The organism is Kitasatospora purpeofusca, from assembly GCF_034043715.1.
In the GTDB taxonomy this organism is placed as follows: Bacteria; Actinomycetota; Actinomycetes; order Streptomycetales; family Streptomycetaceae; genus Kitasatospora; species Kitasatospora purpeofusca_A.
Map to the genome: position 1 here is coordinate 21943 of NZ_JAXCLC010000052.1, position 12518 is coordinate 34460.

Consider the following 12518-nt stretch of genomic DNA (forward strand, 5'->3'; position numbering starts at 1 on the left):
GCAGTAGCGTCGGGCCCATGCATGCGATGACGATTCCTGAACCCGGCGGGCCCGAGGCGCTGCGCTGGGCGGAGGTGCCGGACCCGGTGCCCGGGGAGGGCGAGGTCCTGGTCGAGGTGGCGGCCACCGCCGTCAACCGCGCCGACCTGCTCCAGCGGCAGGGCTTCTACGACCCGCCGCCGGGCAGTTCGCGCTACCCGGGCCTGGAGTGCGCGGGCCGGATCGCCGCGCTGGGCCCCGGGGTGGCCGGCTGGGCGGTCGGCGACGAGGTGTGCGCGCTGCTGGTCGGCGGCGGCTACGCGGAGCGGGTCGCGGTGCCGGTCGGCCAGCTGCTGCCCGTGCCGAAGGGGCTGACCCCGGAGCAGGCCGCCGCGCTGCCGGAGGTCGTCTGCACGGTGTGGTCCAACGTCTTCCTCACCGCGCGGCTGCGGCCGGGCGAGACGGTGCTGGTGCACGGCGGCGCGAGCGGCATCGGGACGATGGCGATCCAGCTGGCCAAGGCGGTCGGCGCCCGGGTCGCCGTGACGGCGGGCGGTCCCGAGAAGCTGGCCCGCTGCGCCGAACTGGGCGCCGACGTGCTGATCGACTACCGCGAGCAGGACTTCGTCGAGGTGCTCGGGGAGGCCACCGGCGGCGCCGGGGCGGACGTGATCCTGGACATCATGGGCGCCAAGTACCTGTCGCGGAACGTGGACGCGCTGGCGGTGAACGGGCGGCTGGTGATCATCGGGCTGCAGGGCGGGGTGAAGGGCGAGCTGGACCTCAACACCCTGCTGCGCAAGCGCGCCGCGGTGATCGCGACCAATCTGCGCGGGCGGCCGCTGGCCGAGAAGGCGGCGATCGTGGCGGCGGTGCGCGAGCACGTCTGGCCGCTGGTCGAGTCGGGCGTGGTGCGGCCGGTGGTCGACCGGGTGCTGCCGCTGGCGGAGGCCGCCGAGGCACACCGGGTGCTGGAGGCCGGGACGCAGGTCGGCAAGGTGGTGCTGCGGGCCTGAGGTCGCGGGTCCGGCGGCCCTTCGGTCGGCCGGGCCCGCCGTACGACATGCCCGGAATGTCGGACTGTGTGAGTCTGGACGAGAGCTGTCCCGCCGCCGACCGTGCCCTGCGCGGTCGGCCGTCGCGGAAGGACCTCGACCGTGCCCGCACCCTCGTCCGCGTTCCTCGGGCCGCTGCCTGCGGCACCGCCGCCGCACCCTTCCCACCGCCGCACCGGCCGACGGCTGCTCGCGGTGGCGGTGCTCGGGCTCGCCGTGCCGCTGGTGCTCGGGCCGGCCGCGATCGCTCTGCCGAGCGCGCCGGCCGGTGCCGTCGGTGCCGTCCCCGCCCCCGTCCCGGTCGCCGCCCCCGAAGGCTCCGAGCCGTCGGGGGCCCCGGCGCCGTCCGGGTCGGCGGTGCCTTCGGACGGGCTCTCCCCGGTGGCTGCTCCGGAGCCTGAGGCTGAGCCTCAGCCGGAGCCGGAGCTGGAGCCGGCGCATCCGTCGGCCGGCACCGAACCGGGGCCGGGAGCCGTCACGGAGACCCCCGCCGGGCCGTCCGCCTCCGTACCGACCCTGCCCGCACCGTCCTTCCCCGAGTCGGCCTCCCCCGCACCGGCCGCTCCGGTGTCGCCGTCCTCGGTCGTCCCGGCCGCCACGGCGGTGGCGTGGCAGGCGGTCGGCCGGGTCCGCCCCGGCCCCTCCTGGTCCGACCGGGAGCAGCGCCACGGCCGCCACCGCCCCGCCTCGGCGCCCGAGCGCGCCGGGTCGGCCCCCGAGGGGGCGCCGGACCTGGGCCGGACGCGGACGGCCGAGCAGGCGCCGGAGCAGCCGGTCGGCGCCGGGGCGGACGCTGCCCCGGGCCCGGCGGCCGGGGGTAGCGACGGCGTGACGGAGCCGGCCGCGCCGGACGGCGGGCCCGGCGGCGAGACCCTGGCGCTCGGCCGGACCGGACCGGAGGCGGTGCTGGTCGGCCCGGCCCTGCTGCCCACCCGCTGGGACGACGCGGCCACCCGCCAGCTGCCGCTGGGTGCCGGTCTGGGCCTGATCGGCTGCGGTCTGGGCCTGATCGGGCTGCGGCTGCGCCGGCACTGACCGCGTCCCGGCGGCCGAACAACGGCCGGGCCGGCGCTCGGACGGGGTCGCCCCGGTGCTCCGGATCCGGGGGCGGACTGAGTATCCGTACGGATATCGCGGCCCCGCTCCCGGGCGTAGCGTCGTTCCCGGGTGCGGGCGCGGGGCCGGTCGCGGCACCGGCAGTGGCACCGGCGGCGGGCGGGGCGGGGCGGGTCGGTCGGGGGCCTGCTCCCCGGCAACCCCAGTGAGGGAGAATGTGGTTCATGACGAATCCGATGAACGAGTATCCGATGAACGAGTACTCGTCGCAGGAGTTCCACCAGGCCATGGGCGGGCAGTCGCAGGACGGCCAGAAGGTGCTGATCGTCGGACCGGACGGGCTGCCGGTGGGTTCGGCGGCGGTCGGCTCGATGGGGGACGGCGGCGACGGTCCGCGTGAACTGCCGGTGACCGAGATGGTCGAACAGCCCGCCAAGGTCATGCGGATCGGCAGCATGATCAAGCAGTTGCTGGAGGAGGTCCGGGCGGCTCCTCTCGACGAGGCCAGCCGGGCGCGGTTGAAGGACATCCACGCCAGCTCGATCAAGGAGCTGGAACTCGGCCTGGCTCCCGAGCTGGTGGCCGAGCTGGAGCGGCTGTCGCTCCCGTTCACCGAGGACTCGATCCCGACCGAGGCCGAGCTGCGGATCGCCCAGGCGCAGCTGGTGGGCTGGCTGGAGGGCCTGTTCCACGGCATCCAGACCGCGCTGTTCGCGCAGCAGATGGCGGCCCGGGCGCAGCTGGAGCAGATGCGGCGGGCGCTGCCGCCCGGTCTGCAGGGCGCGGAGCAGGAGGGGGACGAGCCGGGCGAGGGCCGCGGCATCCGCTCCGGTCCCTACCTGTAGGCGTCCCCCGCCCGGAGGCGTCCCCACCTGTAGCGGTCCCCCGTCCGGAGGCGGCTGCCCACCTGTGGACGTCGGCCGTACCCGTACCCCCACGGCCCCGCCGGGGCGGCACGGCACGGGGCGCGGCCGGCCGGCCCGGCGGCGCCGGCACTACCGATCGGTACCGGGTCGCGACCTGGACACAGTGTCGGCCCTGGGCCGGTCGGTGTCCGCGCGAGCCGATACCCTGACCCCCTGTCGCAGTCCGGGCGAGCGTCGCGACAGGGGTCGGGCAGGCCAGCGGGCCGGGCCCGGAGACACGCACGGACGAGACCGAATGTCACGGTCGCGGCGGTACGGCCGCGCCGAGGGGGAGCAGAGGACCATGAGCGAGCACGGCAACGCGGCGGCCGAGGGCTACTCCCTGGGCAACGGGCGGTACGTGCTGCAGCGGGTGCTGGGCGAGGGCGGTATGGCCTCGGTCCACCTCGCGTACGACAGCGTGCTGGACCGGCAGGTCGCGCTGAAGAGCATGCACGCCGAGCTGGGCCGGGACGACTCGTTCAAGGAGCGGTTCCGCCGCGAGGCCCAGGCGGTGGCCCGGCTGGAGCACCCGAACATCGTCACCGTGTACGACAGCGGCGAGGACATCGCCCAGGACGGCTCCAGCACGCCGTACATCGTGATGCAGCTGATCGACGGCAAGGGCCTGCGGGACGCCATCAACGAGGCGGTCGGCCAGCACGGCGCGATGCCGGTCGAGGAGGCGCTGCGGGTCACCATCGGTGTGCTGAACGCGCTGGAGGCCTCGCACGACATGGGCCTGGTGCACCGCGACATCAAGCCCGGCAACGTCATGTTCGACCGCAAGGGCAACGTCAAGGTCATGGACTTCGGCATCGCCCGCGCGCTGGAGAGCGGGGTCACCTCGATGACCCAGACCGGCATGGTGGTCGGCACTCCGCAGTACCTCTCGCCCGAGCAGGCGCTGGGCAAGCCGGTGGACGCCCGCTCCGACCTCTACTCGGTCGGCGTGATGCTCTTCGAGATGATCACCGGCCAGCTGGTCTTCGACGGCGACTCGGCCTTCTCGATCGCGTACAAGCACGTCCAGGAAGAGCCGCCGGCGCCGTCCGCGCTCAACCCGCGGCTCGCTCCGGCGGTCGACGCGTTCGTCGCGACGGCGCTGCGCAAGGACCCGGCGCACCGCTTCCCGAGTGCGGCGGCGATGCGGGACGAGGCCGAGCGGCTGATCGCGGCCGGCAAGGGCGGCGGCAGCCCGCTGGCGGCCAGCAACCCGCTGGTGATCACCGACGGTCCGCGGTCGGTGCACGCCGCGCCGCAGACCCCGCAGCCGCAGCCCTTCCCGCAGCCGCAGCCGTTCGCGCAGCCGCAGCCGTTCCAGACGCCGCCGCCGGTCTTCCAGGCGCCGCACACGCCGCAGCCGTTCGCGCAGCCGCAGCCGTTCCAGACGCCGCCGCCGGTCTTCCAGGCGCCGCACACGCCGCAGCCCTTCCCGCAGCAGGCGCACACCCCGCCGCCGCACCCGATGCCGGCGCCGCCGTTCCAGCCGCAGCCGGCGCCCGCGTCGAACAGCGGTGGCTGCTCGACCGCCCTGGTGATCATCGGCATCATCGTCGGTGTGATCGTGCTGGCGGTCATCATCATCGCGATCGTGGTCAACCGGGCCGGGGACAAGTCGACGAGCGGGTCGACCAGGGGCGTCTCGGGCGCGTCGGCCCCGGTGGTGCGCCTGGACGGCCAGGCCGACCGGAATGGCCTGCTCTGACGGATTCCGCCCGGAACACGCGTGCTCCGGGGGTCGGCCGGAGGCGGTAGCGTTCGGGGACACGAGCGACAGGGCACCGCGATCCGAGCGAAGGCCCGGGGCGAGGAGCGATGGCACAGACGCAGCATCCGGACGACGACGGGGCCCGGGCGGCCGGTCCGGGCGGCGGGGCCCCCAGGACGCCCGAGCCCGGGGGCGACGCCGCCACGACCGCGCTCCCGCCGTACGGCGCCCCGCACACGCCCGGCCGGGGCACCGCCGCACCGCTGGGCACGGTCGGTGACGGCCGCTACCGGCTGACCCACCGGCTCGGCCGGGGCGGTATGGCCGAGGTGCTCGCCGCCCAGGACGTCCGGCTCGGGCGGACCGTCGCGGTGAAGCTGCTCCGCGGTGAACTGGCCCAGGACGAGATCGCCCGGCTCCGCTTCACCAGGGAGGCGCACGCCGTCGCGGCGCTCAACCACCACGCGATCGTCGCGGTGTACGACACCGGCGAGGAGTACGTCGGCGAGGAGTCGACGCCGTACATCGTGATGGAGCTGGTCGAGGGCCGGACCGTCCGCGAGCTGCTGGTGGACGAGGAGGAGCCGCCGGTCGACCAGGCGCTGATCATCATCGCCGGGGTACTGGAGGCGCTCGCCTACAGCCACCGGCACGGCATCGTGCACCGTGACATCAAGCCGGCCAACGTGATCATCACGACCACCGGCGCGGTCAAGGTGATGGACTTCGGCATCGCCCGGGCGCTCACCGGCACGGCCTCGACCATGACCCAGACCGGCATGGTCATGGGCACCCCGCAGTACCTGTCGCCGGAGCAGGCGCTGGGCAAGCCGGTCGACCACCGCTCCGACCTGTACGCGGCCGGCTGCATGCTCTACGAACTGCTGGCGCTGCGACCGCCGTTCACCGGCGACACCCCGCTGTCGGTGGTCTACCAGCACGTGCAGGACATGCCGGTGCCGCCCTCGCAGGCCAATCCGCGGGTCCCGGCCGGCCTGGACCACCTGGTGCTGCGCTCGCTCGCGAAGAACCCGGACGACCGCTTCCAGGACGCGGACGAGTTCCGCGCGCACATCGAGCACGCGCTGCGCGAGCTCACCGGCGGCACCGGCGGCTGGCCGCTCGGCGCGACGGCCGGGCTGGCCGCGGCCGGCCAGGGCCACGGCGGGATGCCCCCGCTGGGCGTGGACGAGACGGCGGTGCTCGGGGCGGGTGTCCCGGGCGACCCGACGGCGATGCTGCCGTACCAGGTGCCGGGCGGCCCGCACACGCCGTCCTCCGCCTACCCGCCCTACGGCGGCGACGGCTCGGACGACGGGCACAGCGGCGGGCACGGGCGCGGTGGCGGCGGCGGACGCGGTCCGTGGCGCTGGGTGGCCGGCATCGTGGCGGTGGCCGTCGCGGCCAGTGTGGGCATCGCCATGGCGCTGAGCGGCAACGACACCGGCGGTGGTGGCGGCGGGAAGCCGAGCGACCTCGGCCCGGGCACCGGGGTGGTGTCGACGGCGCCGGAGGCGACCACGCCCAGCTCCGGTTCCACCACGACGACGCCCCCGGCCGGGCAGACCTCGCGCCGTCCGCAGCAGCAGCCGACCGACACCAACAGCAACGGCGGCAACCAGACCCAGCCGCCGAGCCAGCCGACCGGCAAGCACACGACCAGCCCGGCGGCGACGCCGAGCCCGACCGGCAGCAAGGCACCGAGCCCGACCGCGTCGCCGACCGGGTCGGCCACCGCCCCGCCGACCACCACCCCGACCACCGGGACGGCCACCGGCGCGACGACGCCCCCGGCCACGACCCCGCCGGCGACCAATCCGCCGCCGACCGGCGGTGCCGGCAGCCAGACACCGACGGCCGGGGGCGCTGCCGGCGGCACCGTCCCGAAGCCGCCGGGCGGGCCAGCCATCCCGCCCGCTCCCTGACCGGTCCGGCCGGCCGCCGGGTCAGTTGGCGAAGGCGTCCAGGACCTGCTCGTACTCCTGGCACCACCACGCCAGCTGGCCCGCCGACGCGGCGTAGAGCGGGTCGGCCCGGTGGTCGCCCCGCTGGTAGCGCCACTGGAGCATCCAGAAGTCGTTCAGCCGCTCCCACCAGACCCGGTGGGCCGCGGCGGCCAGGTGCTCGGCGGTGGCGGCCCCGGTGGCCCGGTAGGCCTGCGACCAGTGCCGGACCCGGACGAGGTCCAGCACCCCGGTGGCGCGGTCGTTGAGGACCAGGGTGGCCGCGCGGACGGCCTCCTCGGCGCGCGGCTGCCGTCCCAGCTTGTCCCAGTCCAGGACGGCCGCGATCCGTCCGTCCCGGTGCAGCAGGTTGAGCCCGTGGAAGTCGCCGTGGGTCCAGCCGGTGGGCGGGGCGGCCCCCGGGGCGGGACGCCGGTGGGCGTGCTCGGCGAGCAGCTCCAGCCGTTCGCTCAGCCGGCGTTCGACCAGCGCGTCCAGCTCGTCGCGGGGGTGGTGCTCGCGGGCCCGTTCACGCAGGTCGTGGGCGAGAGCGGAGCTGTCGAGCGGATCGGCGCTGCGGTAGCCGGAGGGTTGTGCGACGGGCGCGCAGACCTCGTCGAGGGCGCCGTGCAGCCGGCCGAGCAGCGCGCCCAGTTCGGCACACTGCGACAGGGACAGCTCGGTTCCGTGGCGGTGCCCGCCGTCCACCCAGGGGAACAGGGCGAACAGCCGGCCGCCGAACGGGGCGACGGTGCCGGTCCGCTCGGCGAGGGCGAGCGGGGGCTCGACGGGCAGGCCCAGGGCGGCGAGGGCGGCCATCGCCCGGTGGTGGCCGGTGACCGCCTCGCGGCCGGCGGTCGCGGCGTCGACGTAGCACTTCAGGAAGTAGCCGCCGGCCTCGGTGGTGACCCGGTAGCCGCGGTTCAGCAGGCCTTCGGCGACGGGTTCGGCGGTGAGCAGGCGGCCCACCCGGTAGTGGCGCAGGACCTCGGCGAGTGCCGCGTGGGGGACGGGAGGGCTGAGCGTTCCTATCGGGGGAGCGGTGAGGTCGGGACGGGCTGGTGCACAGGCAAGGGTCTGGCTGAAAGTCACAGCCAGAGGTTAGGACCTCTCGGCGGGGGCCCTTGACAGGCCGTCAGTTGTGTGCTGCAGCCGTATCAGTGCTGTTGGTCCGCCTGGTGCCGTGCCACGAACGCCGCCGCCTGGGTCCGTCGCTCCATCCCCATCTTGGCGAGCAGACTGGAGACGTAGTTCTTCACCGTCTTTTCGGCGAGGTGCAGTTCATTGCCGATCTGACGGTTGGTCATCCCTTCGCCGATCAGGTCCAGAATGCGGCGCTCCTGCTTGGTGAGCTGGGCGAGCCGTTCGTCCTCCTTCTCGCCGCCGTCCCGCAGCCGGGCCAGCACCCGGCTGGTGGCGACCGGGTCGAGCAGCGACTTGCCGGCCGCGACGTCCCGGACCGCGGTGATCAGGTCGGTGCCGCGGATCGCCTTCAGCACATAGCCGGAGGCGCCCGCCATGATCGAGTCGAACAGGGCCTCGTCGTCCGAGAACGAGGTCAGCATCAGACACTTGATCTCCGGCATCCGGGAACGGATCTCCCGGCAGACCTCGACGCCGTTGCCGTCCGGCAGCCGGACGTCGAGCACCGCGACATCGGGGCGGACGGCGGGGATCCTGGTCAGCGCCTCGGCCGCGGTCCCGGCCTCGCCGACCACCTCGATGTCCTCCTCGACGGAGAGGAGTTCATGGACGCCCCGGCGGACCACCTCGTGGTCGTCGAGAAGGAATACCGTGATTTGTCCGTTATCAGTCACGCGCAAAGCCTCCCATATCACCCTATGAAAGACCTCTCACCCGTACCACGACGGCGTCACGATCCGGCCAGAGCGGTCGAAACCGATGCCGGTAACCCCCTTACGCCGGAGCCTCCGCCCGGATAACGTGCGCTGGTGTCCTGAACGCGACCGAATTGAGAGCTGCGCCACACGCGCGGTTTGTAGACCCCGAACAAGTAGGACGTCCTAGCGCAGACGCGTCGAGGACGGACGCTGGGTAACGTTCTCGTGAGGGACGCCGTCGGAAAAGGATCACCACCTGCCCCGCTGCGGGTGCGCACACCCACGCGCGCCCCGCGAGGCGGTGACCGGACCGGTCACCGGCGACCCCGGGCGGCCGGACAGACCGAGGAGTGAACGTGACCGTCAAAAGCACGGCGAGGGCCCGCAAGAAGGCTGCCCCCGGCGTCCGCGCCACGGCCGAGGCCGCCCAGCCGGAGCTCGTACAGCTGCTCACCCCGGAAGGCGAGCGGGTCGAACACCCGGACTTCCCGCTCACCGTGGAGGCGGACGAGCTCCGTGCCCTCTACCGTGACCTGGTGCTGGTGCGTCGCTTCGACGCCGAGGCGACCTCGCTGCAGCGCCAGGGCGAGCTGGGCCTGTGGGCCTCGCTGCTCGGCCAGGAGGCGGCCCAGGTCGGTTCCGGCCGCGCGATGCGACCGGGCGACTACGCCTTCCCCACCTACCGCGAGCACGGCGTGGCCTGGTGCCGCGACGTCGACCCGCTGAACCTGCTCGGCATGTTCCGCGGTGTGAACCACGGCGGCTGGGACCCGAACGAGAAGAACTTCCACCTGTACACCATCGTGATCGGCGCGCAGACCCTGCACGCCACCGGATACGCGATGGGCATCACCAAGGACGGCGCCGACGACGCGGTGATCGCGTACTTCGGTGACGGCGCCTCCAGCCAGGGCGACGTCAACGAGGCCTTCACCTTCGCCTCGGTCTACAACTCGCCGGTGGTCTTCTTCTGCCAGAACAACCAGTGGGCGATCTCCGAGCCCACCACCACCCAGACCAAGATCCCGCTGTACCGCCGGGCCTCCGGCTTCGGCTTCCCGGGCATCCGGGTCGACGGCAACGACGTGCTGGCCTGCCTCGCGGTGACCCGCTGGGCCCTGGAGCACGCCCGCACCGGCAACGGACCGGTGCTGATCGAGGCCTTCACCTACCGGATGGGCGCGCACACCACCTCCGACGACCCGACCCGCTACCGGGCGGCCGACGAGACCGAGGCCTGGAAGGCCAAGGACCCGATCACCCGGCTCCGCGCCCTCCTGGACAAGGAGGGCCTGGCCGACGAGGAGTTCTTCGCCTCGATCGAGGCGGAGAGCGAGCAGCTCGGGCTGCGGGTGCGCGAGGGCGTGCGCAGTATGCCGGACCCCGACCCCACCCTGATCTTCGACCACGTCTACGCGGAGCCGCACGCGCTGGTCGATGAGGAACGGGCCGAGTACATCGAGTACGCGGCCTCCTTCGAGGCGGGGGAGAACCACTGATGGCCGGCCAGCTCAGCATCGCCAAGGCGCTCAACGGGGCGCTGCGCAAGTCGCTGGAGAGTGATCCGAAGACCCTCCTGATGGGCGAGGACATCGGCAAGCTCGGCGGCGTCTTCCGGATCACCGACGGCCTGCAGAAGGACTTCGGCGAGGACCGGGTGATCGACACCCCGCTCGCCGAGTCCGGCATCGTCGGCACCGCGATCGGCCTCGCGCTGCGCGGCTACCGCCCGGTCGTGGAGATCCAGTTCGACGGCTTCGTCTACCCGGCCTTCGACCAGATCGTCTCCCAGCTGGCCAAGATGCACGCCCGCGCGCTCGGGCACGTCAAGATGCCGGTCACCATCCGTATCCCCTACGCGGGTGGTATCGGCGCGGTCGAGCACCACAGCGAGTCGCACGAGGCGTACTTCGCCCACACCGCCGGTCTGCGGGTGGTCACCCCGTCCAACGCGCACGACGCGCACTGGATGCTGCGCCAGGCCATCGAGTCGGACGACCCGGTGATCTTCCTGGAGCCCAAGCGCCGCTACTGGGACAAGGGAGAGGTCGGCGACTCCGCCGACCTGGGCCTGCACGACGCGCGGATCGTCCGCCCCGGTGCCGACGCCACGCTGATCGCCTACGGGCCGATGGTCAAGGTCTGCCTGGAGGCCGCCGCCGCCGCCGAGGAGGACGGCCGGCGGCTGGAGGTCGTCGACCTCCGCTCGCTCACCCCGGTCGACTTCGCCGCCCTGGAGGAGTCCGTCAAGCGGACCGGACGCGGCATCGTGGTGCACGAGGCACCGGTGTTCCTGGGCATGGGTGCCGAACTGGCCGCCCGGCTCACCGAGCGCTGCTTCTACCACCTGGAGGCGCCGGTCCTGCGGGTCGGCGGCTACTACGCGCCGTACCCGCCGTCCCGGGTCGAGGAGTCCTTCCTCCCCGACCTGGACCGCGTGCTCGACGCCGTCGACCGCGCGTTCGCGTACTGATACCGGGGAGCGCTGATGACCACCGAAGTTCGCTCGCTCCGCGAGTTCAAGATGCCCGATGTGGGCGAGGGCCTGACCGAGGCCGAGATCCTCAGCTGGTACGTCAAGCCCGGTGACACCGTCACCGACGGGCAGGTCGTCTGCGAGGTGGAGACCGCCAAGGCCGCCGTGGAGCTGCCGATCCCGTTCACCGGGGTCGTCGAGCAGCTGTTCTTCCCGGAGGGCGCGACGGTCGACGTCGGCACCGCGATCATCTCGGTCGCGGTGGCCGGAGCGGCGGGGGCGCCCGTCGCCGCCGCCACCCCGGCCCCGGCCCCCGTCGCCGAGGCACCCGAGGCGCCCGAGCCCGAGCGGCGCGAGGTGCTGGTCGGCTACGGTCCGCGGACCGGCGGCAGCCAGCGCCGGGCGCGGCGCACCACGGTCACGGCCACCGCCACGGCCGCCGTGCCGGCTCCCGCGCCCGCCCCGGCGCCCGTCGTCGCCCCGGCCCCGGTGCCGGTGGCGCCCGTCGAGGCGTCCGGTGACCGGCCGCTGGCCAAGCCGCCGGTGCGCAAGCTCGCCAAGGACCTCGGGATCGACCTCCGGGCCGTCACCCCGACCGGTCCGGACGGCGTGATCACCCGGGAGGACCTGCACGCCCACGCGGCGGCCGCCGCCGCCCCGGCGCCGGCCCCCGTCGAGGCCGCGGCCTCCGAGCAGGCCGTCGCCGCCCCGGTGTCCACCGCCGTGGTGCTGCCCGGCGCGGGCGACGTCCGGGTGCCGATCAAGGGCGTCCGCAAGGCGACCGCGCAGGCGATGGTGGCCTCGGCCTTCACCGCCCCGCACGTCACCGAGTTCGTCCAGGTCGACGTGACCCGGACGATGAAGTTCGTCCGCCGGCTCAAGGAGAGCGGCGAGCTGGGCCGGGACGTCCGGGTCAGCCCGCTGCTGCTGGTCGCCAAGGCGCTGCTCACCGCGGTCAAGCGCCACCCCGGGGTCAACGCCCAGTGGGACGAGGCGGCCCAGGAGATCGTCATCAAGGGCCAGGTGAACCTCGGCATCGCCGCGGCCACCCCGCGCGGCCTGATCGTCCCCAACATCAAGGACGCCGGCGCCCGGACCCTCTCCGGCCTGGCGGTCTCGCTCGGCGAGCTGATCGACACGGCCCGGCAGGGGAAGACGGCGCCCGGCGACATGCAGGGCGGCACGATCACGATCACCAATGTCGGCGTCTTCGGCGTCGACAGCGGCACCCCGATCCTCAACCCCGGCGAGGCGGCCATCCTCGCCTTCGGGGCGGTCCGGGAACTGCCGTGGGTGCACAAGGGCAAGGTCGTCCCGCGTCAGGTCACCACGCTGGCCCTCTCCTTCGACCACCGGCTGGTGGACGGTGAGCTGGGCTCCAAGGTGCTGGCCGACATCGCGGGCATCCTGGAGCACCCGAAGCGCCTGATCACCTGGGGCTGACCCGCCCGGGAGACCTGAACGGGGAGACCTGAACGGGAGACATGAAGGGGCCCGGCTCCGCACCGTCGTGCGGAGCCGGGCCCCTTCGTTCTGCGGTCCCGGCGGTGCT

At 73.9% G+C, this 12518-nt stretch carries 10 protein-coding genes; 8 read left to right on the top strand and 2 right to left on the bottom strand.

Going from position 1 to position 12518, the window contains the following annotated elements; translation table 11 throughout:
* Positions 1-17: 17 nt before the first annotated feature.
* The 5 genes from SM793_RS24605 (at position 18) to SM793_RS24625 (ending at position 6631) form a co-directional block, all read left to right on the top strand.
* Positions 18-995 carry an NAD(P)H-quinone oxidoreductase gene (locus SM793_RS24605; protein WP_320440462.1) on the top strand — a complete coding sequence of 326 codons (978 nt, stop codon included), beginning with the start codon at positions 18-20 and terminating at the stop codon, positions 993-995.
* A gap of 141 nt (positions 996-1136) precedes the next feature.
* The gene (locus SM793_RS24610) at positions 1137-2069 is read left to right on the top strand and encodes a hypothetical protein (RefSeq protein ID WP_320440463.1); all 933 of its coding nucleotides are present in this window, start codon (positions 1137-1139) and stop codon (positions 2067-2069) included.
* A gap of 308 nt (positions 2070-2377) precedes the next feature.
* Complete coding sequence (locus SM793_RS24615; protein ID WP_320440497.1) at positions 2378-2935, top strand: bacterial proteasome activator family protein; 558 nt, start codon at positions 2378-2380, stop codon at positions 2933-2935.
* Between the two features lie 364 nt (positions 2936-3299).
* Entirely contained in the window at positions 3300-4703 is a 1404-nt protein-coding gene (locus SM793_RS24620) for a protein kinase domain-containing protein (protein ID WP_320440464.1), read from the top strand.
* Between the two features lie 110 nt (positions 4704-4813).
* On the top strand, positions 4814-6631 hold the full coding sequence (locus SM793_RS24625; protein ID WP_320440465.1) for a protein kinase domain-containing protein: 1818 nt from the start codon (positions 4814-4816) through the stop codon (positions 6629-6631).
* Positions 6632-6652: 21 nt separating this feature from the next.
* Here the strand turns inward: SM793_RS24625 and SM793_RS24630 are convergent, their stop codons facing one another.
* Both SM793_RS24630 and SM793_RS24635 read right to left on the bottom strand, forming a co-directional pair.
* On the bottom strand, positions 6653-7741 hold the full coding sequence (locus SM793_RS24630) for a phosphotransferase (protein WP_320440466.1): 1089 nt from the start codon (positions 7739-7741) through the stop codon (positions 6653-6655).
* A gap of 65 nt (positions 7742-7806) precedes the next feature.
* A complete protein-coding gene (locus tag SM793_RS24635; protein WP_320440467.1) occupies positions 7807-8466 on the bottom strand; it encodes a response regulator transcription factor in 660 nt (219 codons plus the stop codon).
* Positions 8467-8846: 380 nt separating this feature from the next.
* Between SM793_RS24635 and pdhA the strand changes: the two genes are divergently transcribed.
* From pdhA to SM793_RS24650, 3 genes are read left to right on the top strand one after another with little or no spacing between them, the layout of a single operon-like run.
* On the top strand, positions 8847-9989 hold the full coding sequence (pdhA, locus tag SM793_RS24640; RefSeq protein WP_320440468.1) for a pyruvate dehydrogenase (acetyl-transferring) E1 component subunit alpha: 1143 nt from the start codon (positions 8847-8849) through the stop codon (positions 9987-9989).
* Positions 9989-10963: an alpha-ketoacid dehydrogenase subunit beta gene (locus SM793_RS24645; RefSeq protein WP_413816027.1), complete on the top strand. Its 975-nt coding sequence runs from the start codon at positions 9989-9991 to the stop codon at positions 10961-10963. The genes pdhA and SM793_RS24645 overlap by 1 nt, the downstream gene beginning before the upstream one ends.
* A gap of 15 nt (positions 10964-10978) precedes the next feature.
* Entirely contained in the window at positions 10979-12409 is a 1431-nt protein-coding gene (locus SM793_RS24650; protein WP_320440469.1) for a dihydrolipoamide acetyltransferase family protein, read from the top strand.
* Positions 12410-12518: the final 109 nt, after the last annotated feature.